This window comes from Alteromonas sp. KUL49, assembly GCF_006538345.1.
Classification (GTDB): domain Bacteria; phylum Pseudomonadota; class Gammaproteobacteria; order Enterobacterales; family Alteromonadaceae; genus Alteromonas.
In genome coordinates, this window is the sequence record NZ_BJKL01000004.1 from 293,701 (window position 1) to 317,508 (window position 23,808).

A 23,808-nucleotide genomic window follows, 5' to 3' on the forward strand; every position below is an offset into this window, starting at 1 on the left:
CATAATATCAGTAAAAAATACCGCTATTCAGTGAGATGCTCAAACTAACTAAGCACCCCGAGGATAAAACTACAACATGACGAAGCAACAAAATCCCTAATAAGTGGACAATTTTCATAAAGCTAATAGCGTTTGTCGACTTTACTGTTTAAACAACTCAAACTCGATTAGCGTAGCGTATTGTCAGTATCTTTAGTATATTTAATCTAATGGTCAATAGATGGTAAACACAAATTGCTTAAGAACTATTACAGCTTCGCAAGCGCGTTAACAGCGTTATGCTGCGTTATCTGTTTTTCTTTTACCATTTCAGCATCACTGAACTTAAACATTTCACAAACCCTTCTAGACAACACAGAGCTTCACTATGGGAAAGCGGCAAGACGCAGAGTTGAAAAGTGGGATCGTGAGCTTAGAAACCTCATAGATGAAGATGTAGAGACACAGATTTATGAGATAAACAACTTTTTCAATCAACTTCCTTACTATACCGATAAACAACATTGGGGCAAGTCTGATTATTGGGCAACACCCCTAGAAATGTTGGAAACAAATGGTGGAGATTGTGAAGACTACGTCATTGCAAAATACTTTAGTCTACGTGCGCTTGGTGTGCCAGAAGAAAACCTCAGAATGATGTTTGTGAGCGCACTCGAATACAATCAAGCGCACATGGTACTTGCCTACTACCCAACACCAAATGCAATTCCACTCATACTCGACAATATAAACAGGCGGATTCTTCCAGCAAGTAAGCGTCGTGATCTTCGCCCCGTTTACAGCTTTAATGGCGAAGGGCTTTGGCTTGCGAAAGCGCAAGGTAGAGGCTCGCAACTTGGTGGTTCAAAACATAAAATGTGGGATGATCTTACAGCTCGTATAGAGCGAGACTTTTAACAATAAGAAGGTTCTAAAATGTCACTTACCAAACAATTCTCGCTCGGTTTCATGGTTGTTTTGATACTCGTATTCTTTGGTACGGTTTGGATCAACGTGAATAGCTTCAGAGTGTACATTAACGATCAACTTTCGTCTCATGCCCAAGATACAGCGACATCATTGGGACTGTCGATATCACCTTATGTTGGCGACGAATCAATGAGCTCGATAGTCGAGACTATGATCAATGCAATTTTTGACAGTGGATATTATGAATCGATAGAGTTATCGGACTTAGACAACAAAATTATCTACGCAAAGGAAAATCCTCCGGCCCCTGAGTCTGTTCCCGAATGGTTTATGGATATGTTTCCATTAAATCCTCCTGTAGCGACAACAGAAATTAACTCTGGATGGAATATTGCTGGAAACATGGAAGTAAAGAGTCATCCGGGAATTGGCTATAACCAGTTGTGGGAGAATGCTCAGAGTACTTTTAGATTTACACTGCTCCTTTTCATTGTTGGGACTACACTTTTGTACGCCGTCCTTAGAATGATCATTACGCCCATTTTTGCAGTTGTGAGAGCTTCCGAGAGAATTAGTGCAAGAGACTTTTCCGAGATTACTGATATACCCAAGACCAAAGAACTTAGTTTGATGGTAAGAGCCATCAATAAGATGGCTGCAATTCTTAATAAACAACATAAAGAGCTTACAGCACAGGCTCAAAGCTATTATCAAACAGCTTACTTGGATCCATTGACTCAATTGGGCAACAAGCTAGCGCTAGATAATAGACTAGCGCGCTTGTTCGCAGACAAAGAAAATACTCCCTCGGGCTTTTTGCTGATCGTTAGGCTATCTAGCCTCGCCCATGTGAATGAATCAGAGGGCGGACAAACCGCAGATATTTACATAAAGACACTAAGTCATATCCTCACTCAGCAGAGCGCAAAAGTTGATGCTGAAACCTTTAGAGTCCGAGGCGGGGATTTCGTTGTCGTTATCGAGAACATATCTGAGGACAATTGTGGTAAATTCTTGAACACGTTATCAAATGAGTTTGTCGCACAGACACTACCTATCTATACCAATGGATTTGCACATATTGGAGCTGCTCGATTTACCGAGCTAACTGGCAAAGCAAAATTACTTGAAAATGCTGACGCAGCGCTGACTACAGCGAAAAATCAACCTAATCGTTGGCAACTCGCAAGTCAGATGGAAGTACAGATGAGTCAGAGCGCATGGCGCAAAGAGTTTTCGAGAATTATTGAGCAAAAAGCGGTAGAGATCTTCAGACAACCTGTAAAAGATTTCGACGGCCGAATTCTGTATCACGAGTGTTATGCGCGATTTAAAGCGGAAAATGGTAAAGATTACCTTCCTATGTCGCAATTAATCGCTGAATCAGAACACCTACACTGTTCTGGCGAACTTGATCTTGTTATTTTGGAAAAAATACTGACACTTTTTTCCAAAAATGGCGGAGAACCTGTAGCAATTAACCTGTCTTCAGCTTCTTTGGGTGAAAAATCAACAATCGACCAACTACTTACACTTCTTAAGAAGTATAGAAATGTTGCATCCAATCTTATCGTCGAAATACCAGAAATTTGTCTACAAAAAGCACCAAAAAACATCCACTATCTAACTGATGTAATTAGAGAAATTGGCGTTAAGGTAACAATTGAACGACTAGGTAGTAGTATCTCAGCGTTTAGTCATCTTAGAAAGCTTCGACCAGACTTCGTAAAACTGGACGGTAGCTATACAAGAAACATCCATCTGTCTGAAGATAATCAGTTTTTTGTTCGTTCTCTGGTAAATATAGCCCATGGCCTGAATGTATCAGTAATAGCTGAGCTAGTAGAAGAAGAAATTGAGGCACAGACTTTGCAAGAATTATTCGTAGATTACGTCCAAGGGTACTTATACTCTCAGCCTAACTCCTGGACGTGAGTCAGAACAAATTGGTTTAAAAAGCTACCTAGCTTTTAAAAAATTAGCTGGTAAACTAGATATCGAAAGAGCAAGCAAAAAAACTTGCGGCTTCGTTTCTAAACACAGGATTAGTGAGTTGCCAGACTTATATTGTAGTAACTCAATGGAGAGGAACATATGCGTAAACTTTTAACTTTACTAACATTCGTAGCTATGAGCTTGTCGTCTTTTGCGTTTGCGCAATCAAGTCTCGAAGCTGATATAACATCAGCGGTTTCTGAGTCTGGTGCAGCGGCAGCTTATGCAGAACTGATTTCTGCTGAAAGTACTGTCCTAAGCCAGGAACAAAAAGACGCTCTTGCTGCTCTTGGTTCAGATGCCGGTGCAGCATTTCTTAACGCCGTAGCGAATGGCTCATCATTTAACGACGCGGCGATTATCGCTGTATCTACAGCAGGTGCAAACAACGCTGATGCTGGCGATTTGGTTGCCAAACTTGCCACTTCAACTCAGTCTTCTGGCGAGCAAGATACTTCGGGTCAGTTCGTTAACACTGAGAGCGGCGAAAATACCACTGAGTTACAAACAGAAACTGCAGCTGGGCCAACTACAGGTACTGGTACAACTACTGCTCCAGTCGGTGGTGGCACCAACGGTGGTGGTTCTGGTGGTGGCGGTACTACCGGGTCGGGCAACTAAACCCAAACTAATAATCCGAATAAAAGCTCTCATTTTTGAGAGCTTTTTTTGTTTTTATACTTCTAAGTTTCAGATACCATTGGCGAATAATTTAAAATCTGAGAGTTATGAAGTGTTTCGGCATTTAAATCCCAGTGTTTCAAACATAGAAAGGTTTGCTTTTAATCTACTTCTATTTATCATTTTTTGGGCGCCTATACCTCTCGGGTCCAATAGACCATGGGCTTGGGGTTTGTTGGAGATAATGTGTTATACATTATTCTTGCTATCAATATGGTCTTTTAAAAATAGTTGGAAAGACAGACTTTCTCATCATTCAATACCTATCTTATGCTTTTCTTTATTCGTTTTGTGGAACCTAATTCAGATTGTTCCCCTGCCTAAGAGTTTAATCTCGATAATATCTCCAAACGCACTTACGTTTTACGAACATTTACCTGGGGTGGTCTCGTTCGTAACATTATCGATAGATAGTGGCCAGTCACTGGTGTCACTCTATAAAGGGATCGCATATCTTGGGCTCTTCATATCAGTTTTACTACTCTGTGAAACAGATAGTCGTATTAGACTTCTAGTATTGGCAATCGTGATGACAGGAGTTCTACAGGCATTGTATGGCTCTGTAGAAGTACTGTCAGGTCTTAACCGCAGTCCAGTATTTGATTTGCCAGTGAAAACTAATGCAACAGGTTCGTTTGTTTACAAAAATCATTTTGCCAACTATTTGATGCTCTGCCTTAGCATGGGTGTAGGATATCTTATTGCCACTCTATCATCCCAATCTAGTACATCGAGAGATAAATTACGGACATTACTATCGACATTTCTTAGTACCAAAGCAATTGTGCGAATAGGATTAGCAATCATGGTTATAGCACTAGTAATGAGCCGCTCTAGAATGGGAAATACGGCATTTTTTACTTCTATGACTATTGTTGGTTTTGCTGCGTGGTTCCTATTCAAGAATAGAACGAGAGGACTTTCGATATTAATCATTAGCCTCTTTGTAATTGATATGTTTATTTTAAGCGCATGGTTTGGACTAGATAAAATAAAAGAGCGCATAGAAACTACTTCCTTAACACATGAAACTCGTGATGAGGTAGTTCGAGATAGCTTACCAATGCTAAAAGACTATGCTGTTACCGGGTCTGGTATGGGATCATACTATTCACTTTATCCAGTTTATCAAAGTGATGAAGTACATCTTTTTTATGACCATGCTCACAACGATTATTTACAGTTCTTAATCGAAGCTGGAAGCGTATCCAGTTTCATTATTCTGATGGTTCCATTGATAGCAGCTACTAGATGTGTCAAAGCGATGAGAAAGCGGAGGAACAAGTTAATTCAGGGAGTGGCTTTTGGAGTCCTCATGGGAGTTATTGGAATGCTTATACATATATCCGTCGATTTCCCCTTACAGGCTCCTGCAAATACAAGTTTATTTGTTACGATATTAGCTTTGGGTTTATTAACAAAAAAATCTAGCCACAAAGGCGTCGATCGACGCCGAGAGCCTTAGTGTTTACGATTGAACAAACAAGGTTCTCTTTTTTATATCTTTCAATAATTTCATAAGCTCGCCCTCGGGTTAATCGACTCTCGAGGGCTAACTTAAGTCTGCGCTCAACCTCAAGACGGTGAGCCAAGTATACATCGATATCAGAGTCTATAAGAAAAAAACCGAACTCTACATAGAAAAGATTAACTTCATGGCTATTTCGGCCAAGTTGATTAGACCTTTCCAAAAAACCATAGAATTCATCGTCTAATTCATTTAATTGCCATTTTATATAAGCGGCATTCATCCAAGAAACAGCCCAACTCGGCCTCAACGCTAAGGAGTTCATAGTTAGAGCAAGTGCTCTACGCAACCTAGCTTCTCTCTCAGTTTCTGTTAATGAGAGTGAATACGCTCCCCATTGGATAACCTCGCTAAGAGTATCATTGTACAAAGCAAGATCTGGTTGTAGCGTTAGTGCTCTTTCAGCAGAATTTAGCGCGTCATTATAGTCTTCTTCGCTACCAACCGAACGTGTTTGAGTCCACTCTAACAAATATGCTCTGGCTGAATGATAGTGTAGCGAAGCTAGTGAACTATAAACGGCTTGAGTAGCCAAAAAGATAACTACGAGTGATACAATGAAGACCAAGACATGCTTACGTAGTGGGCGCACGTTTATTCTCCCTCGAACCAACAGCTAGCCATTCTCCATGGATTAAATTTGCACAAATTTGTAGCGTACTCTGCATCAAACTCTTGGCTTATGAATTCGTAAGCGCCTTTCATCTCTGGTGGCCGTTTGTGCAGGTTATGCGCATCTGTAGCGACTATATCTCCAAATCCCTCTTTTAACATTCGATGGGCACATTTTTGAACACGAGACCCAAAAGTTCCGGTAAACGCACCAGCAGTTATCTGAAACATTACCCCTCTCCCTTTCAACCAAGACGCCTTGTTAAAGTTACTCAGTACGTCTCTATTTCTTTCAGGATGAGCAATCATTGGCCTTACACCGTTAGCGATTAACCAAGCTATTAACTGTTCAGTACCTGGTGGAATATGGCTATGCGGGAGCTCGACAAGTAACACTGGCAAACCATCCAAATAGCCCAAAAACGGAAGTGTTTTGTTGGCAAACAACTTGGCGATTTCAGGGGTAATTCTTATTTCAGCCGCGAAGTGAGTCTTCAGAGGAATGTTTTCTCTGTCGAGCGCCGAAGCGAAAATATCATGAGTACTTCTAATTATATCGATGTCGTTATTAAAGTAACCGAAATGAATATGTGGAGTACAAACAGCGTGTGTAATTCCGGAATCAACAGATGCTCTAGCAAGATCTAACGAAGCCGCCAAATTGGCGGCTCCATCATCAATTCCGGGGAGTAAATGGCAATGTAGATCAATCATAGTTAAGCTTTATTATGTTCTTCGTCCACTCCATAACCGTAGCTATCATAATATCCAGTGTATGCATAGTTTGCACCCGCCTTTTTAATATCGACTTGGTTCAGTACTATGCCATCAATACGTTTGCCTACATGCATAAATCTATTCAAACCACCAGATATCAGCTTATCACTCGTTGAATCAGCTTTGACAACATAAAGTAACGAATCGCAAGTATCACTGACGATAATAGAATCACTAACCGCTTGAGTTGGAGCAGTATCTATGATCACATGGTCGTAGGATTTCTTTAAAGCCTTAATTAACGATTTAAACTTCTGACTCATTAACATTTCTTGCGGATTTGGCGACACGGGTCCTGATGTGAGAATGTCGATGCCGGAGTTTGTATCGTTGGTTAAGCACTCTTCGAATGTATGAGTACCTGCAATTACATTCGCCAATCCAGGTTGGAAGTTAGGAATATCGAACCGCTTTGCAATTGAAGGCTTTCTAAGGTCAGCGTCAATCAATATTGTCTTTCCCAACTGCCCCAATGCAAATGCTAGGTTTGTAGAAACTGTAGTTTTACCCTCTTTTGGGACACTGGAAGTGATCATTACAACGTTTCTTTCTCCAGTGAAATCCAGTAGTTGTATACTAGTTCTCAGCGTACGGATAGACTCTGCAAACGTATGGTTTTGCGAGTTAAAATACTCTCGCAATGCAAGATCTTCTTTCTTCTTATGAGGTTGCCATGGTATCAAGCCCATCATACGATAGCCTAACTTTCGCTCGATATCATCAACTGAGCGTATTCCACTATTTAAAAAATCCAAAGCAATGGCAACGAATATTCCAAACCCTAAACTCACAACAAACGCAGCCAAAACAAGCAAACTTTTTTCGGTTTTGCCGCCTCTAACGGTATTTTAGCTTCATCAAGTATTCGAGCATTTGCTGTTTCGAATCCTTCTACTTCACTGGTTTCTTTTAACCTAGTAAAGAATGAATTGTACAGCTGCTGGTTGATATCTACTTCTCGTTGCAGAATTTTTCTTTGGGCGTCCAATGTTGTGAGTTTTCTGAACTCTCTTTTGGCAGTCTCAACAGCGGAGCGTAACCTTAAAACTTGAGATTCGGCCTGCCTGTACTCGCTCGTAATACCTGATATTAGCGCCCTAACTTGACGATTTAAAGTCTCATTAACAGACGCAAGCTGCGCTCTAGCCGAAATCATTTTCTGATGCTTGGGGCCGTATACTTTACTGAGTTCGGACACCGTTCTTTCTGCTTCTAACTCAGAGTCACGCACATTTTGTATCGAGGGGTGATTGAGTACTTCTGGTATTTTTGCGAGTTCTTCGACATTTCCATCAAAATTCTCAACCTGCTCGAATATAATTTCGTTTTGTTTCAGTCGATTTTCAGCATTCAACAACTGTTCACTCAGTCCCTGAAGCTCTTCAGAAGCCAACCCAACAACACCATCTAGGTCAACAAGCTGCTCTCTCTCATAAAACTCAGCCAACTTTTGTTCAGACTGTTCAAGACGAGTTCTCAAACCTTGTAGACTATCATTAAGCCATGCTGTTGCCTTGCTAGTCATGTCGAACTTAGCTTCTAGGTAATTTTCTATGTATACCTCAGCGACCGTGTTAGCGACAAGCGCAGCCAATTGTGGAGACTCGCTCAAAAAAGAAATTTTAACTACTTGCGTATTTGCAACAGGTGAAATTGACAGGTTTTCAATAAACAAGTCTATAACTTGCTCTTTCTTCTGCGCGTCAAGTTCTTCCTGAGAAAAGATTGGTGCTTTACTCTCTGGCAGGAAAGGAAGAGTCTGGCGAAGACTTTTAAGCAACGCAGCTAGAGGATTTTCTCCGTCATCTTCTAATTTCGCAATAAAAATATCATTTTCTTGCAATGAAAGCTTATCGACAACACGTGCAGCGATATGTCTCGACTTCAAAATTTCAAACTGGGTCTCAAAATACTCTTGACGACTCGAGTCTATTCCATATACCTGTTCAATCGAGACGATATTAGTCTCTTCAGACTCTATCAGTAACGATGATGTTGCCCGATATATTGGCGTCATCGAAAGTGCAACGAGAACAGCGAGTAGCGTGATGAAAAACGATAGTGCAAATATGCGCCATTTTGCCAGATTAATTATTTTAAAATAATGTGAGAGGTCGATTACATCTTCAGCGTCATCTTTGTCAACAAGATGTTCTGTTCCATTGGCCTGCATAGTACTTCCGTAGTTAGTTAGGTATTAGAAAAAACTTTGCTCAATACTGATTATATCACCAGGAAGAATAGCAATACTTCGATCAGCGCTTATAGTGACTTGCTCACCATTAATATCGCGAACAATAAATATTTTTGTTTTTGAGGCCCTTTCAGTGTAACCACCTGCGAGTGCTGCAGCTTTGTCAATTGTAAGCCCCGGTTGAAATGCGTAACCACCCGGCTTTTCAACTTCGCCGTTAATAAAAAATGGACGGTATTCAACAATCGATACAGATACAGAAGGCTCCACTAAATAATCAGGTTTAAGGCCATTGTATATGTAACTTTCTAAGTCACTGATAGTCATACCTAGTAAAGCTATCTCGCCAAGATATGGATAATTAACAACACCTACATCAGGAATGAGAGTTTCCAGAGTAAGGTCATCCTGCCCATACACAGATATCCTGACCAAGTCACCTGCACCAAGCTTGTATTGGTTCAGAGTATTTACCTGAGCGTAAGAAAACGTTGGCGTGAGAAACGCCAACAAGACAAAGAGTACTGCAGATTTCATCTTAATTTCCAGAACGATTACCTATAAAGTGATAGATACAGAAAGCGTCAGTAAGTTCCTATCAAAATCGATTTCGTTTCTATTACTGTCCCTCTCGTCGTAATCAAAACCCAGTTGAACTAATACATAACGTTGCATTTGATAATTTAGTGACGCACCAAACGTCATATTGTCATCTTGTCTATCGGTACCACCGGTGAACTTATCAACGACATGAGACGCTCTGAATGTTGTAGAAACCCTATCCAACCACTCATGATTCCAAGTCATCTGTACAGTATCTGTATCAATGAAGTTACCCTCACCGAAGGTTTCGTTAGTATTTGTGAACGCTGTTAGCTCAACCGTTGAATAGGTCTTCGGAGCCCAGATTACTCCGACCTGCCAATCAAGGCCACTAAAATCATCACGAGTAGCATCTTTAAATTCTTTCTTTCGATTACCTACTTTCACATACCCAGTGGTCTGCGCAGTACCTTCCCATTCGGCACCTACAAGAATTCTTGTTTCTTCACTATCTAAAGGATTGTCAGCATCCAATGCAAAATCATAGGTAATGTCGTTGTAAATGACATCAAACGTCAAGTCCGTCGCTGGTAAGACGTTGTAGTAAAATGTCGTACCTAAGTTTACAGTGTCTCGGTCTCGGCTACGATAAGCATCGGTGTTAATGTCATAGTCAGTTACGAAGTAGCCTGCCGTAACGTCGATTCTTCCCTTGGAGGTGGGCGCACCGTACGTATACGTTCCACTCACAGAGTAATTCTTGTAGGTATCGACACTGTCGAGGGTCTCTCCACGACCAATAGAGAACAGTGTCCCCCTGTCGTCATGTCCGTCGTCATACTCTGCCGCTAAGCTGATTCGGTTGCGCACGTCCAATTCCACAACTGCATTTGCCGTTAAGAGATGATCAGTGAAACTATCTTCTTGACTAGAGAAATAATCGGCACGCGTCATTTTATAACCAATTTGATACTGGTCTAATCCATAGGAATTAACTAAGACAAACTCTGGGCTAATCGTACTTTTCCAACTCTCTATTTCATCTGTATCAGAACGAGTCACATTGCTATCATGAGTAAGCCCTACTCCCACTGACGGAAAAAGTTCGAATCCACCCAAGTCGACGCTTCCAGCCTCTTGAGCGTGTGCTTTTCCCCCAACGACGATAGCTGCGGCTACGGCCGCGAAATAAAACTTTTGCATACCTTTGTCCTTTGTGGTTTTCACTGTTTTTATGAAAACACCCCATACAGCTGTCCCTTTAACTTAGGTACTGCGGTAAGCTTTGAGTAATGCTGTGTGACGTTGGGTGATTCTTTCTTATTTGGTTTAAACGTAGAAGGGTATTGTTTCCAAAAGATGACAGACGGCTCTCTAAGTTCAACTTGCCGATTCTTCCGTACGTTCTTTGTACTAAACATCCATCCACAATGCTACTTAACTATCATGTCATCAATTTTTAAAAAAAACAAAGCATAATTAGCTTGTGTGGACCATTTATTATCAAATAGCAGGCTCTTATCATTTTTCGAAATAAACCAAAAGACATTTATTATTGGTCAGACTACGAACGCTAATGTGTTGATTAACCCATTATTAAACGGATATGATAGGAGCATAAAGTACCCGTCAATTCTTGTTCTGACTCTAGGCAAGGTATTTACAGCGGAGAAATTATTGTTGGGGTGCTGCTTCAAGCAGACCTATTAATCCAAAAAAGGCTTCAAATTAAAAGAAGGCATTTACAGTGCAAGAATTGGACTCTGAAAAAGCATCAAAACAAAGAAGCGGCGGGCTTATCGTTAGAAACCAGAGTGGATTCTCGACATTATATCGACTGATTGATCTTACTCTCGTAGCCGTTATCTACTATTCATCTTATTTATATTTTGGCCACCCTATCGCTGATGCAGCAGATCTCGTGGTTCTTTTCACGTTTCTAGTTTCCTTTCAACTCGTTGCTGAAGCGCTTGATTTATATAGGTCATGGAGAGGATTTAGCAGCACGGATATCGCGAAATCTACTACCTACTGCTGGGCATTGACCTGCGTTCTAACCTTAACAATGGCTTTTCTACTTGCTGACAGCATTTCCCAAAGACAAACTTCCATCGTTGTATGGTCAACAACGTCACTTATTGCGCTCATAGGCTGGCGAATAGTAATGCGAACTGTGCTGTTTAGAGTTCGGAAAAGTGGCATGAATAGCAGGCAGGCAATTGTTATCGGTGCAACTAAAACAGGTTACAGCCTAGCCCATCAAATTATAGAGAACGACCAATTAGGTATTCGCTTTGAAGGCATGTATGACGATCGTTCTCCGGACAGACTCGACCATGAATTTCAGAACCAAGTTTTAGGTACCATTGAAGAAGCCATAGATCTCGCAAAAGCGAACAAAGTCGACTACATCTACATTGCATTGCCTATGAGTGCTGAAAAACGTATCCAACATATCTTAGAAAAGTGTTCTGATACCACTGCCAACGTATACATTGTGCCTAACTTTTTGTTTACAACCTGCTTAATGCTCGTTGGCAAAGTATTGGTTCAGTGCAAGCGCTTAGCGTTTTTGACACGCCGTTCCAAGGCGCAAGTGACCTCTTAAAGCGTGCAGAAGACATTGTCGTTGGTTCTATCATTCTTACCATGCTTACTATCCCTATGTTGTTTATTGCAGCAGCAGTTAAACTGACTTCACCTGGTCCAATTATTTTCAAGCAAAAGCGTTACGGGTTAGATGGGAAGCAAATACTGGTTTATAAGTTCAGGTCGATGAAAGTCCAAGATAACGGCCCAGTGGTTAAGCAGGCGACCAAAAACGATCCACGAATTACAAAACTAGGCGCCTTTCTTCGCAAAACATCGCTAGATGAACTTCCACAGTTCATTAACGTGCTTCAAGGCCGGATGTCTATTGTCGGCCCTCGTCCACACGCAGTTGCTCACAATGAAGAATACCGCAAGCTTATCAAGGGCTACATGCTACGACATAAAGTACGCCCAGGTATCACAGGTTGGGCGCAAGTTAATGGCTTTCGTGGTGAAACAGAGACCATTAACAAAATGGTGAAGCGAGTTGAGTACGATTTGGATTACATTCACCGATGGTCAGTGTGGCTCGACCTCAAGATTATTTGGATGACAATTTTTAAAGGTTTTACCAACAAAAACGCTTACTAATAATTTTTTACCAGAGCAGGCGATGTGCAACACTCGCCTGCACTTGGTTTCGTAGTATTTCAAAACATATCGACACATATTCCCACGAATAAACCATTGACGACCCCATCGAAGATCATTAACTTAGGCCTTGAATAAATTACCTATTGGACATTATGAGCGACGATAATCCCCACTCTACCAACGGCTCTTCAAATAAAAGTTGGTTGGATAAAATAAAACTTTCTTTTTCTGGCGAGCCGAAAAATAAACAAGACTTGGTAGAAGTCATTTCTGACGCTGAACAAAATGATGTTATTGATCCCCAAACTCGGGAGATGATAGAAGGCGTTATCGGCGTAAATGACATGCGAGTGCGAGATATTATGATCCCCCGCGCTCAAATGATTACTATCGACATAGAGCAAAAAGTAGAAGAGTTTCTGCCTGTTATGCTCGAATCAGCCCACTCACGCTTTCCAGTCATTAGTGAAGACAAAGATCATATTGAAGGGATCTTGCTTGCGAAAGACTTATTGAGCTTTGCATTTAATCCAGAAAAGTCTTTCAACCTCAGTGATGTGCTTCGCCCGGCGGTTATCGTCCCTGAGAGTAAACGGGTAGACGTGCTTCTTAAAGAGTTTCGTCAACAGCGCTACCATATGGCTATTGTCGTCGATGAGTACGGTGGTGTTTCGGGCTTAGTGACCATTGAAGACATTCTAGAGATTATTGTTGGTGAGATTGAGGATGAACATGATGTTGAGGAAGACAGCACCGATGATATTCGCCCCCTCAACAAATATACCTATTCGGTGAAGGCTCTCACACCGGTGGATGAATTTAACACCTTTTTCGAGACCAGTTTCAGCGAAGAAGAAGCCGATACTATAGGTGGTATTGTTCTTAAAGCCTTTGGGCATATGCCAGAGACAAACGATGAAGTAAACATTGGTGACATTACGTTCAAAGTCACGCACTCAGACAAGCGTCGTCTCATTCAACTGAAGGTCACACTTCCTTCATTAGAGTAATTTTGTAATCCCATGATAACTCTTATACTGCTAGCGCTGAGTGGAGCGAGCTTAACTTTTGCTTATGCTCCATTTAGTCTGTGGCCTTTAGCTATTATCGCCCCTGCCTTTGCATTCAGGAAAATAGTCGCTTCATCGCAACATTGTTTCAAGCTCGGGTGGTTTTTCGGTTTAGGCTGGTTTGGTGCCGGAATCAGTTGGGTACACGTGAGTATTGCGGATTTTGGCGGCTTGCCAATCGTTGTATCTATCGCGCTAATGCTACTACTCTGCGGATATCTGGCGCTATTCCCCGCAACAGCAATCTGGTTGTCTTGTCGCTTTTCCCCTAAGAGACTACTCCCGCTGTCATTACCATTTTTCTGGCTATTGCTTGAATGGTTAAGAAGCTGGCTACTTTCAGGTTTTCCGTGGTTATCCCTTGGTTATAGTCAAATTGATTCTCCGTTGTCGGGGTGGGCCCCAATTATTGGGGAAACCGGAATGACGCTATTTGTCATTGTTATGGCAAGCTTTTTAGCAATGGCTAGAAACTTAAAACAGTGTTTATCGGCGATATTTGTTATTTGTATTACTTACGGTAGTGGTTGGGTAGCCAAACAACACTCTTGGGTAACAATAAAAGATACGCACGAAGTTGCCATGATTCAGGGCAACATTCCACAGTCACTTCGCTGGGTACCGGAACAAGACGAGCCTACGATGCAACGCTATTTGGCGCTTACAGAGCCTTTTTGGCAGAGTGACCTAATAATTTGGCCTGAAGCGGCAGTCCCTAAACTAGAATTGCTAGCGTTCGACTATTTAACTGAAGTAGATGCACTTTCTGTCGAAAAAAACACCGCCCTCATTACAGGTATTGTTAACTACAATTGGGAATCAGACGAAGCGTGGAACAACCTTATTGTATTGGGTAAGCATGATACCGAACAAGACTCTGCTGCTTACCGATATTTTCATGGAAATCGATACGCTAAACATCAATTGCTTCCCATCGGAGAATTTGTTCCATTTGAAGACTTGCTTCGTCCCTTGGCGCCTCTTTTTGACCTTCCAATGTCTTCGTTTTCCCGTGGGGATTATCAGCAAGCAAACTTGATAGCAAATGGCATCAAGCTAGCACCGGCGATATGTTTTGAAATTGCGTTTCCACGGCAAGTGTCTGCAAATGTGTATCGAGATACTGACATGATTATCACGGTAAGTAACGATGCTTGGTTTGGTCGTTCTCATGGCCCTGCACAGCATCTGGAAATTGCCCGAATGCGCGCCCTTGAGTTTGGTCGCCCAGTCGTTCGTGCGACCAATAATGGCATCACTGCATTCATCGACCATAAAGGAGAAGTTACTTCGGCACTCCCCCAATTTGAAGCAGCCGGAATATCGTCTCCCGTGCAATCAACCAGAGGTATTACACCCTACCAAAAATTCGGTGATGTACTCGCTTGGTTTATCGCTTTACTACTGCTTGTGGTGGGCTATACCCTACGTACTAGAGAAAGACGTATTTTCAGTTAGCTGTAGCCGACATGCAGCAAGCAAAATACTTGCTGCATGCAACTCACTTAGTTACTCGCCGGCGGCTTGAATAGCGGTAAGCGCGATGGTGAATACAATATCATCCACCAATGCACCACGACTCAAATCGTTGACAGGTTTTCTCATTCCTTGAAGCATAGGGCCAATACAGACCAAATCAAAGCTTCTCTGAACCGCTTTGTAGGTGGTATTACCGGTATTCAAATCTGGGAATACAAACACATTTGCTTTACCGGCAACAGGGCTGTTTGGCGCTTTACTTCTACCAACGCTTTCAATAGCCGCAGCGTCGTATTGTAATGGTCCATCAATGAGGAGGTCTGGACGCTTTTCTTTAGCAATACGCGTGGCTTCCCTGACCTTTTCTACATCGCTACCCGCACCAGAACTTCCCGTGCTGTAGCTAATCATCGCAACACGTGGCTCAATACCAAATGTCGCCGCTGACGTTGCTGATTGAATAGCGATATCAGCCAGTTGTTCGGCATTTGGATCAGGGTTGATAGCACAGTCACCATAAACCAATACTTGGTCAGGTAACAACATGAAGAAGACTGAGGATACCAAAGAGGCATTTTCAGCGGTTTTAATTAACTGCAGCGCTGGGCGAATCGTATTGGCAGTGGTATTAACTGCGCCTGATACTAGGCCATCAACGTGATCTTGCTGTAGCATCATGGTGCCTAGGGTTACATTATCGAGTAGTAACTCCTCTGCTACTACCTCACTCACCCCTTTGTGCTCTCTAAGTGTAACCAAGGGTGGTACATATTTTTCGCGAATTGCCTCGGGCGCGAGAATTTCAACGCCATCATCAAGTACTACACCCTGCTGTTCTGCAATGCGATGTATTTCGTTCGCATCACCGAGTAACACAGGTCTAGCCAACCCACGCTTAGCGCAAATACTTGCAGCCACGACTGTTCTTGGTTCGTTGCCTTCTGGTAGAACGATTCGCTTATTAGCCAAACGTGCGCGATTGGTCAATGAGTATCTAAATGCAGAAGGGGAAAGCTTCTTCTGACGAGATACCTTGTGCGTAAGAGATGCTACCCATTCAGTATCTAAGGCATCGGCAGTGTGTTCCATCACGCGCTCGATACGCTGGGTATCATCCACCGGCACTTCTTGATTAAACGCATGTAAATGCTGAGCCGTTTGCCAAGTGTTACTCTCTACCAATAGCACTGGTAAGCCGGTCTCCATGGCTTGACTACAGAGCTTCATTACCTTTTCATCAGGAAGGTAACCACCAGTTAGCAATAAAGCGCCAAGCTTGGTTCCATTCGATGCTGCCAAACAACTAGACACGAACACGTCGCTGCGGTCACCAGACATAACTAACAAAGCGCCGGGCTTTAACGTATGCACCATGTTTTGAATTTCACGTGCACTGAAGCTAACACTCTTAAGACGACGAGTGGCAAGATGCCCTTCGTTAATAATTTTCGCAGACAGGTGTTTTGCCACATCAATCGCTCGAGGCGACAACAGATCGTTTTGCCAGTTAATACAGCCTAACAACGCAAAGTTTTTTGAGAAAATAGGCAGCCCTTGAAGCATGTCAAAAATATCCTCACGCTCTGGCACTGACTCTTCAGCGGTCATGTCCGTGCGTAGTCGACCGTGCTCATCGAGAGGGGCATTAACTTTGTTGAATATGCAACCGAGCACGTTTTTACTTTTGTGACCGCCGTAGGTATCAAGTACTATCTCTAATCTGTGGTTGATATCTACGGGAGAATCATTACCGGGTACACAAACAAACACCATATCGGCGTCGAGGGCACGACTAATTTCAAGGTTCAACCGTTCAGCGTATGGGTGATGGCGAGTGGTTACTAACCCTTCGATAACAGTAACTGCGTCTGGTTCTTGGTTTTGTTCAAAACGTTCGATGATTTCTTCAAGCAGTTCATCCGTTTGGTCACTGCTGATCATTCGCTCCACGTAACCAAGAGAAAACGGTGTCACTGGATTCACATTACAGTGATGGCTCAGGATTGCCGTAGACTTTTCTTCACCGTTATCCCCGCGACGAGGTTGTGCTACAGGTTTGAAGAAATTCAATTTAACCGCTTGCTGTTCGAGCGCTCTCACCAAACCCATACTTACGGTAGTCAGACCAACACTGGTACCTACGGGTATCAACATAATTCTACGAGACATACTTCTTCTCCTCGATTAGGCAAACTGTGCTGCTTGCTGCGCAATTACCCATTCTTCGTTGGTAGGAATAACCCAACATGCAATGGGCGAATCCGCCGCTGTAATTTCACCTTGCGCGCCAAAGCGCTTGTCTAGGTTTTTGTCTGCATCAAGTTTTACGCCTAAGTGAGAGAAGTAGCCCAGTGTTTTTTCTCTGATCAACGAAGAGTTCTCGCCAATACCGCCAGTAAAAACTATCGCGTCCAAATCTGGTGTAGCTACCATGTATCCACCGATGTATTTTGCCAATCGGTAGCAGAATATTTCTAACGCGATAATTGCGCCTTCATGTCCCTGCTCTGCCGCCTCTTCCAAAGCACGGCAATCATTGCTTAATTCTGAGATACCTAACAATCCAGACTCGGTATTTAAAAGCTTATTGATCTCTTCGGCGTTTTTACCCAGCTTTTGCTGAAGCACCGTGGGTAAACTCGGATCAATATCGCCACATCGAGTGCCCATCACCAAACCTTCGAGTGGTGTGAATCCAAGACTAGTATCAACAGCTTTACCCTTCACTACAGCAGTTACGCTGCAGCCATTACCTAGGTGAGCACTAATAATCGTCGTTTCATCTACCGACTTATTGAGTTCACTTGCAGTCGTATCAAGAATATATTTGTGGCTGGTACCGTGGAATCCATAGCGACGAATAGCATGGTCGCGATAAAGGGCCCGCGGTAGCGCATAAAGATAAGCGTGCTGTGGCATGCTTTGAAAAAAGGCAGTATCAAATACGGCAACATGAGGAAGTGATGGATAAGCCGTTTTTGCGGTAAGAATACCCGTCAGGTTGGCAGGGTTATGCAAGGGCGCCATAGCAGCGCATTCTTGAATGGCTTGCTCCACGCTCTCATCAATTTGAACGGCTTGTTTGAATTTCTCACCACCGTGAACCACACGGTGCCCCACGGCAACAGGCTCTACACCTGTTTTTGCAATGATTCGACTAATTTCTTCCAAAGCTTCTGCATGCATAGCGTTTTCACTCAATGCTATCTTCTGCTTTTCACCTTTGTATTTTACTGTGACAGACGCATCTTGGTTACCTAGGCTCTCTGCGAGCCCTGTCATCTGCGCTTCACCACTGGTTGCATCAATAATTGCGAACTTTACTGACGAACTACCACAATTCAGTACCACTACATCTTTTTTCATTTATTTACTTCACAGCAATTTAAATACGACACATTCTCATTGTAGCATTTATGAACACTAGACGTTGTTAAGATACTGCTAATTCTTCCGACACAGACGTAAAGATAATGAATAAATTTTATAAAAAATTATCATCCTAACCTACTGATTTGTATGAATAAGAAAAAATAAATGCAATTTTTCTTAGAATTTATGCTTGAAAACATTTGTCGTAGACACATATAGGTATTGTCGGCGCTGAAAGGTCAGGTCGACAAAACCGCCGCCGAAGTATCGGGGCACTAAAATTTTAAACATATTGCTTAATTTCGAGGATATGACTATGCGTACTATCGATCTATCTCCACTATACCGTTCATTCATTGGTTCAGACCACTTAGCATCTCTTGTTGATGCAGCAACACGTGCTGAAAAACAAAGTTCTTATCCCCCATACAATATCGAGTTGTTGGCGGAAGACAAATACCGTATCACTATGGCAGTTGCCGGTTTCAGCAAAGATGATGTGGCAATTCAGGTTCAGGAAAATACGTTGACTGTTACAGGTAAGCGTAAAGCCGAAGAACCAAGCCAAGTTGAACGTAAGTTCCTTCACAAAGGCATCTCTGAGCGTAATTTTGAGCGTAAGTTCCAGCTTGGTGATCACGTTAAAGTGTTAGCAGCAGACATGGAAAATGGCCTTCTGCATATCGATATGGAGCGAGTCATTCCAGAGGCGAAGAAACCTCGCCAAATTGAGATTGGTTCTCGACTTATAGAAAACTAATTCTCTATGATGTTTCCCTGACATCTGAAAACGGCGCCAAAAGGCGCCGTTTTCTTTTAGATAATACCGTTTAGCTTAGCAAGCCCAAGTGCATTACACGTCGAAGCATCTTTTATCTCGCCATTTCTAATTTTTTGTTCTACTTCAGTAAGAGACAGCTTATGCAGTGTTAACCCTTCTTCCTCTGGGTCTAATGACTGCTCACCTTGTGTCAGCCCTTTTGCTACAAAGATGTGATATCCCTGACTACAGAATCCATACGCCAAATATTGGAAACCAACATAAATAAGTTCACTGGCATCTAGTCCAGTTTCTTCTTTCAATTCGCCACCGGCGAGCACTTTGGGGTCTGCGTCTGGATTACTCTCCCAAGCGCCTTGAGGAAACTCCAACTGACGCTCACCTATGGTATAACGATATTGTTCTACCAAATACACGTCATCACCATCTATCGGAAGAATAATGGCAAAATCAGGTTTATCAACAACACCGTAAATACCCTCTTGCCCACTCTGTCTGCGGATAACGTCTTCCCGAAGTGTCATCCATTTGTTTTGATACTTCACTTCCGACGACAGAGTTTCGATTTCCTTATTTGACATAGTAACTTTCCTCATGATGTTTGTGTAAAGTCTAATCGCCACAAACTCAGCTAGCAACAAACAAAAACGCCGAGGATATCCTCGGCGTTTCTTAAAGCGCTAGAACACTAAACGTATTCTACTTCAATAATTTCTACTTCAATTGCCCCCGCTGGGGTTTGAATAGTTACCATATCATCCAGTTCTTTTCCGATAAGGCCACGGGCAATCGGTGAGTTCACTGAAATCAAGTTGGCTTTGATGTCAGCTTCATCGTCACCTACGATACGATAAGTAGTCTCGTCGTCAGTATCTACATTTAAAATGGTAACGGTAGTGCCGAAAATAACCTTTCCGGTATTTTCCATTTTAGTCACATCGATAATTTGCGCGTTAGATAACTTACCTTCAATGTCTTGAATTCGGCCTTCGCAGAAGCTTTGCTGTTCACGAGCAGCATGATACTCAGCGTTCTCTTTCAAGTCGCCGTGTTCACGTGCCTCAGCGATAGCTTCGATAATACGAGGACGTGTTTTTGATTTTAGTTCGTTCAGTTCGTCGCGTAATAGCTGCGCGCCACGAGCTGTCATTGGGTACTGACTCATGGTTCCCATCTCATTTTTGGCTAGTTGTTACGAAAAAAGATTAGGTTTGGTTACTTAGGTAAGAGTAAACATAAACAAAAACGCCGTAAAAACATCCATGTTGGCTCAGTGCAGGCATCCATGCCTGCAATGTTTTGTTTATTGTTTACTCCTACCTTTAATCCATTACTAGTTAACTAGTACAAAACCAAAGCTAACCAACAAAAAGTGCGCCATTTGGCGCACTTTGTAGTTCATTCACATAAGTGTCATGCAAACAGGATAACCAATATCCTGTTTGATGTCATCACTGTTTAATACGTGCGTGAAGCTCTTGTACCGAAGATACCTTGCTACGGTCGTCCGCTGACTTGGCGCGGATGGTAGCAAACGCGGCGTTCATGGTTGTTGTGTACGTTACCTTGTTCAATAGTGCCTCGCGACGAATGTATACCGAATCGGTAATCGCCTGACGACCTTCTGTTGTATTGATAATGTATGCGTACTCACCGTTCTTAATGGCATCCACAATATTCGGACGCCCTTCAGAAAGCTTGTTCACAACAGAGCTCATAATGCCAGCATCGTACAAGTTTGTTGCTGTTCCACGAGTTGCTTCAATATCAAAACCAGCATCAACTAAGGCTCTTGCAAGCTCGATGATTTTGTTTTTGTCATTGTTACGCACAGAAAGCAATGCCTTACCTGCTTTAGGTAGTGGCGCACCTGCACCCAAGTTAGCCTTAGCGTAAGCTTCTTCAAAAGTATCACCCACACCCATCACTTCACCAGTAGAGCGCATTTCTGGTCCTAAAAGTGGGTCAACACCTTGGAACTTAGCAAATGGAAGTACCACTTCTTTTACTGAGTAGAAAGGAGGAATCACTTCTTCGGTAACGCCTTGCGATGCAAGTGACTGACCCGCCATAGCCCGTGCCGCTACTTTTGCAAGAGGAACACTTGTCGCTTTAGAGACAAAAGGAACAGTACGTGCAGCACGAGGGTTTACCTCGATAAGGTACACTTCACCATCTTTAATCGCGAACTGGGTATTCATTAGGCCAACAACACCCAACTCTAGCGCCATATCCTTCACCTGCTTACGCATAGTATCTTGGATGTCTTTAGACAATGAGTGTGGAGGTAGAGAACAAGCCGAGTCACCTGAGTGAACACCTGCCTGCTCTATGTGTTCCATGATACCGCCGATAACGACCTCTTCGCCGTCACAGATGGCGTCGATGTCTACTTCGATAGCGTCGTCGAGGAAGCGGTCTAGCAATACCGGAGCGTCATTAGACACTTTCACCGCTTCGTTTAAGTAGCGCTTGAGGTCTTTAATGTCGTATACGATTTCCATTGCACGACCACCAAGAACATAAGATGGACGAACAACCAATGGGAAGCCGATTTCTTCAGCCATTGCTAGTGCTTGTTCAACGTTTGTTACCGTTGCATTCGCAGGCTGTTTCAAACCAAGCTTGTTAACCATTTGCTGGAAGCGCTCACGGTCTTCTGCACGGTCAATAGCATCTGGTGACGTACCAATAATCGGTACACCGTTTGCTTCAAGGGCACGCGCTAGTTTCAGTGGAGTTTGACCACCGTATTGTACGATAACGCCTTTCGGGTTTTCTTTAGCTACAATTTCTAGCACGTCTTCAAGAGTAACCGGCTCGAAGTACAAGCGGTCAGACGTATCATAGTCAGTTGATACAGTTTCAGGGTTACAGTTAACCATGATGGTCTCGTAACCGTCATCTCGCATTGACAACGCCGCGTGCACACAGCAGTAATCAAACTCTATACCTTGACCGATTCTGTTGGGGCCGCCACCTAGCACCATGATCTTATCATTGTCGGTAGGTTGCGCTTCACATTCTTCGTCGTAGGTTGAGTACATGTAAGCCGTACTCGTAGAGAATTCTGCAGCACAAGTATCTACGCGTTTGTACACTGGTGAAATGCCAAAGCCTCGGCGTGTTTCACGTACATCATCTTCAGCAACTTTGGTAAGCTCAGCTAATCGAGAATCAGAGAAACCTTTACGCTTCAGCGCTCGCATAAAGTCTGAATCAATGCCGCTTAAACCTTTTTCAGCCACTTCAGCTTCAAGTTTAATGAGGTCTTCTAACTGAACTAGGTACCAACGGTCGATATTGGTTAAGTTGAAAACCTCTTCCACTGTCATTCCCAAACGGAATGCATCACCAATGTACCAAATGCGCTCTGCGCCTGGTTCGCGAAGCTCGTAAACAATCTTGTTGCGTGCTTCTGGGTCCTCTAAGTCAACCACAGGGCTTAAACCATTAGCACCGACTTCAAGTCCACGTAGTGCTTTTTGCAATGATTCTTGCTGATTACGACCAATGGCCATTACCTCACCCACTGACTTCATCTGCGTGGTCAAACGGTCATTTGCACCAGCAAATTTTTCGAAGTTAAAGCGAGGGATCTTAGTCACAACATAGTCAATTGACGGCTCAAATGACGCTGGTGTTAAGCCACCAGTAATGTCGTTTGCCAGCTCATCGAGGGTGTAACCCACGGCAAGTTTCGCTGCTACTTTGGCAATAGGGAAACCTGTTGCTTTAGAGGCAAGCGCTGATGAACGAGAAACACGAGGGTTCATTTCAATGATGACCATACGGCCAGTATTCGGGCATACGCCGAACTGTACGTTTGAACCCCCGGTTTCTACACCGATTTCACGTAGCACGGCCATTGCCGCATTACGCATAATTTGGAATTCTTTGTCGGTAAGCGTTTGTGCAGGCGCTACGGTAATCGAGTCACCTGTGTGAACACCCATTGGGTCGAAGTTCTCAATGGTACAAACGATAATGCAGTTATCTGCTTTGTCGCGTACCACTTCCATTTCGTACTCTTTCCAACCAAGCAAAGATTCATCGATGAGCAACTCACTGGTAGGTGAAAGGTCTAGACCTCTTGCACAAATCTCGTTGAACTCTTCGATGTTGTAGGCGATACCACCACCGGTTCCACCCATGGTAAAAGACGGGCGAATAATACATGGGAAACCAATGCGGCTCAGTACATCGTGGGCTTCGTCCATTGAATGTGCGATTTCAGCACGAGGACATTCTAGACCGATGTCTTTCATTGCTTTATCGAAGCGTTCGCGGTTTTCCGCTTTGTCGATGGCGTCAGCAGTTGCACCAATCAACTCACAACCGAATTCTTCAAGTACACCATGCTTTTCTAGGTCAAGTGCGCAGTTAAGTGCGGTTTGACCACCCATGGTAGGAAGAATGGCATCTGGACGCTCTTTAGCAATAATGTTGCGTACCACTTCCCAGTGAATTGGCTCGATATACGTCGAATCAGCCATTTCTGGGTCAGTCATGATGGTAGCAGGGTTAGAGTTAACCAGAATGACGCGGTAACCCTCTTCACGCAACGCCTTACACGCTTGCGCTCCCGAATAGTCAAACTCACAGGCTTGGCCAATAACAATAGGGCCAGCGCCGATGATAAGAATACTTTGTATGTCAGTACGTTTTGGCATAGCGGGCT

General features: G+C 43.0%; 18 protein-coding genes and 1 pseudogene. 8 read left to right on the top strand and 11 right to left on the bottom strand.

Annotated features, from left to right (window positions below):
• The first annotated feature begins 234 nt into the window (after window positions 1–234).
• From EYS00_RS09195 to EYS00_RS09210, 4 genes are all read left to right on the top strand, one after another.
• Window positions 235–897: a transglutaminase-like cysteine peptidase gene (locus EYS00_RS09195; protein WP_242618716.1), complete on the top strand. Its 663-nt coding sequence runs from the start codon at window positions 235–237 to the stop codon at window positions 895–897.
• Between the two features lie 18 nt (window positions 898–915).
• Entirely contained in the window at window positions 916–2,844 is a 1,929-nt protein-coding gene (locus EYS00_RS09200; RefSeq protein ID WP_130636253.1) for an EAL domain-containing protein, read from the top strand.
• A gap of 159 nt (window positions 2,845–3,003) precedes the next feature.
• Window positions 3,004–3,525 carry a hypothetical protein gene (locus EYS00_RS09205; protein WP_130636254.1) on the top strand — a complete coding sequence of 174 codons (522 nt, stop codon included), beginning with the start codon at window positions 3,004–3,006 and terminating at the stop codon, window positions 3,523–3,525.
• A 589-nt stretch (window positions 3,526–4,114) separates the two neighbouring features.
• Window positions 4,115–5,050 (top strand): O-antigen ligase, encoded by a 936-nt coding sequence (locus EYS00_RS09210; RefSeq protein ID WP_242618717.1) that lies wholly within the window; start codon window positions 4,115–4,117, stop codon window positions 5,048–5,050.
• Here EYS00_RS09210 and EYS00_RS09215 read toward each other — a convergent pair.
• Genes EYS00_RS09215 through EYS00_RS09235 form a run of 6 tightly spaced genes read right to left on the bottom strand, consistent with a single transcriptional unit; the run spans window position 5,013 to window position 10,442 of the window.
• Entirely contained in the window at window positions 5,013–5,705 is a 693-nt protein-coding gene (locus tag EYS00_RS09215; protein WP_130636256.1) for a hypothetical protein, read from the bottom strand. The genes EYS00_RS09210 and EYS00_RS09215 overlap by 38 nt on opposite strands.
• Before the next feature lie 2 nt (window positions 5,706–5,707).
• The gene (locus tag EYS00_RS09220; protein WP_130636257.1) at window positions 5,708–6,439 is read right to left on the bottom strand and encodes a tyrosine-protein phosphatase; all 732 of its coding nucleotides are present in this window, start codon (window positions 6,437–6,439) and stop codon (window positions 5,708–5,710) included.
• A gap of 2 nt (window positions 6,440–6,441) precedes the next feature.
• Window positions 6,442–7,308, bottom strand: coding sequence for a CpsD/CapB family tyrosine-protein kinase (locus EYS00_RS21175; protein WP_307723736.1), 867 nt, complete (start codon window positions 7,306–7,308; stop codon window positions 6,442–6,444).
• A complete protein-coding gene (locus EYS00_RS21180; RefSeq protein WP_307723737.1) occupies window positions 7,290–8,675 on the bottom strand; it encodes a GumC family protein in 1,386 nt (461 codons plus the stop codon). The genes EYS00_RS21175 and EYS00_RS21180 overlap by 19 nt, the downstream gene beginning before the upstream one ends.
• A gap of 24 nt (window positions 8,676–8,699) precedes the next feature.
• Window positions 8,700–9,239: a polysaccharide biosynthesis/export family protein gene (locus tag EYS00_RS09230; RefSeq protein WP_373995563.1), complete on the bottom strand. Its 540-nt coding sequence runs from the start codon at window positions 9,237–9,239 to the stop codon at window positions 8,700–8,702.
• Between the two features lie 15 nt (window positions 9,240–9,254).
• Window positions 9,255–10,442: an outer membrane beta-barrel protein gene (locus EYS00_RS09235; protein ID WP_130636259.1), complete on the bottom strand. Its 1,188-nt coding sequence runs from the start codon at window positions 10,440–10,442 to the stop codon at window positions 9,255–9,257.
• Window positions 10,443–10,995: 553 nt separating this feature from the next.
• On the opposite strand from EYS00_RS09235, the pseudogene EYS00_RS21185 reads away from it, so the two are divergent.
• The 3 genes and pseudogenes from EYS00_RS21185 (at window position 10,996) to lnt (ending at window position 14,953) form a co-directional block, all read left to right on the top strand.
• Window positions 10,996–12,422 (top strand): annotated as a pseudogene (locus EYS00_RS21185) (undecaprenyl-phosphate glucose phosphotransferase).
• A gap of 155 nt (window positions 12,423–12,577) precedes the next feature.
• On the top strand, window positions 12,578–13,435 hold the full coding sequence (gene corC / locus EYS00_RS09245; protein WP_130636260.1) for a CNNM family magnesium/cobalt transport protein CorC: 858 nt from the start codon (window positions 12,578–12,580) through the stop codon (window positions 13,433–13,435).
• A gap of 12 nt (window positions 13,436–13,447) precedes the next feature.
• Window positions 13,448–14,953 (top strand): apolipoprotein N-acyltransferase, encoded by a 1,506-nt coding sequence (gene lnt, locus EYS00_RS09250; protein ID WP_130636261.1) that lies wholly within the window; start codon window positions 13,448–13,450, stop codon window positions 14,951–14,953.
• Window positions 14,954–15,004: 51 nt separating this feature from the next.
• Here the strand turns inward: lnt and pta are convergent, their stop codons facing one another.
• Complete coding sequence (gene pta, locus EYS00_RS09255; RefSeq protein ID WP_130636262.1) at window positions 15,005–17,143, bottom strand: phosphate acetyltransferase; 2,139 nt, start codon at window positions 17,141–17,143, stop codon at window positions 15,005–15,007.
• Between the two features lie 15 nt (window positions 17,144–17,158).
• Complete coding sequence (locus EYS00_RS09260; protein WP_130636263.1) at window positions 17,159–18,340, bottom strand: acetate kinase; 1,182 nt, start codon at window positions 18,338–18,340, stop codon at window positions 17,159–17,161.
• Window positions 18,341–18,662: 322 nt separating this feature from the next.
• On the opposite strand from EYS00_RS09260, the gene EYS00_RS09265 reads away from it, so the two are divergent.
• Window positions 18,663–19,106, top strand: coding sequence for an Hsp20 family protein (locus EYS00_RS09265; protein ID WP_130636264.1), 444 nt, complete (start codon window positions 18,663–18,665; stop codon window positions 19,104–19,106).
• A gap of 56 nt (window positions 19,107–19,162) precedes the next feature.
• On the opposite strand, the gene EYS00_RS09270 is transcribed toward EYS00_RS09265, so the two are convergent.
• From EYS00_RS09270 to carB, 3 genes are all read right to left on the bottom strand, one after another.
• Window positions 19,163–19,708, bottom strand: a complete 546-nt coding sequence (locus EYS00_RS09270; protein WP_130636265.1) for an NUDIX hydrolase — start codon at window positions 19,706–19,708, stop codon at window positions 19,163–19,165.
• A 107-nt stretch (window positions 19,709–19,815) separates the two neighbouring features.
• Window positions 19,816–20,292, bottom strand: a complete 477-nt coding sequence (gene greA, locus EYS00_RS09275) for a transcription elongation factor GreA (protein WP_130636266.1) — start codon at window positions 20,290–20,292, stop codon at window positions 19,816–19,818.
• 286 nt (window positions 20,293–20,578) lie between these two features.
• Window positions 20,579–23,800: a carbamoyl-phosphate synthase large subunit gene (gene carB / locus EYS00_RS09280; RefSeq protein WP_130636267.1), complete on the bottom strand. Its 3,222-nt coding sequence runs from the start codon at window positions 23,798–23,800 to the stop codon at window positions 20,579–20,581.
• Window positions 23,801–23,808: the final 8 nt, after the last annotated feature.

What these genes read in the sequence shown, in the direction of transcription:
- EYS00_RS09200 (WP_130636253.1), top strand. Translation starts at nt 916, where the DNA reads ATGTCACTTACCAAACAATTCTCGCTCGGTTTCATGGTTGTTTTGATA.
- EYS00_RS09205 (WP_130636254.1), top strand. Translation starts at nt 3,004, where the DNA reads ATGCGTAAACTTTTAACTTTACTAACATTCGTAGCTATGAGCTTGTCG.
- EYS00_RS09210 (WP_242618717.1), top strand. Translation starts at nt 4,115, where the DNA reads ATGACAGGAGTTCTACAGGCATTGTATGGCTCTGTAGAAGTACTGTCA.
- EYS00_RS09220 (WP_130636257.1), bottom strand. Translation starts at nt 6,439, where the DNA reads ATGATTGATCTACATTGCCATTTACTCCCCGGAATTGATGATGGAGCC.
- EYS00_RS21180 (WP_307723737.1), bottom strand. Translation starts at nt 8,675, where the DNA reads ATGCAGGCCAATGGAACAGAACATCTTGTTGACAAAGATGACGCTGAA.
- EYS00_RS09235 (WP_130636259.1), bottom strand. Translation starts at nt 10,442, where the DNA reads ATGCAAAAGTTTTATTTCGCGGCCGTAGCCGCAGCTATCGTCGTTGGG.
- corC (WP_130636260.1), top strand. Translation starts at nt 12,578, where the DNA reads ATGAGCGACGATAATCCCCACTCTACCAACGGCTCTTCAAATAAAAGT.
- lnt (WP_130636261.1), top strand. Translation starts at nt 13,448, where the DNA reads ATGATAACTCTTATACTGCTAGCGCTGAGTGGAGCGAGCTTAACTTTT.
- pta (WP_130636262.1), bottom strand. Translation starts at nt 17,143, where the DNA reads ATGTCTCGTAGAATTATGTTGATACCCGTAGGTACCAGTGTTGGTCTG.
- EYS00_RS09260 (WP_130636263.1), bottom strand. Translation starts at nt 18,340, where the DNA reads ATGAAAAAAGATGTAGTGGTACTGAATTGTGGTAGTTCGTCAGTAAAG.
- EYS00_RS09265 (WP_130636264.1), top strand. Translation starts at nt 18,663, where the DNA reads ATGCGTACTATCGATCTATCTCCACTATACCGTTCATTCATTGGTTCA.
- EYS00_RS09270 (WP_130636265.1), bottom strand. Translation starts at nt 19,708, where the DNA reads ATGTCAAATAAGGAAATCGAAACTCTGTCGTCGGAAGTGAAGTATCAA.
- greA (WP_130636266.1), bottom strand. Translation starts at nt 20,292, where the DNA reads ATGAGTCAGTACCCAATGACAGCTCGTGGCGCGCAGCTATTACGCGAC.
- carB (WP_130636267.1), bottom strand. Translation starts at nt 23,800, where the DNA reads ATGCCAAAACGTACTGACATACAAAGTATTCTTATCATCGGCGCTGGC.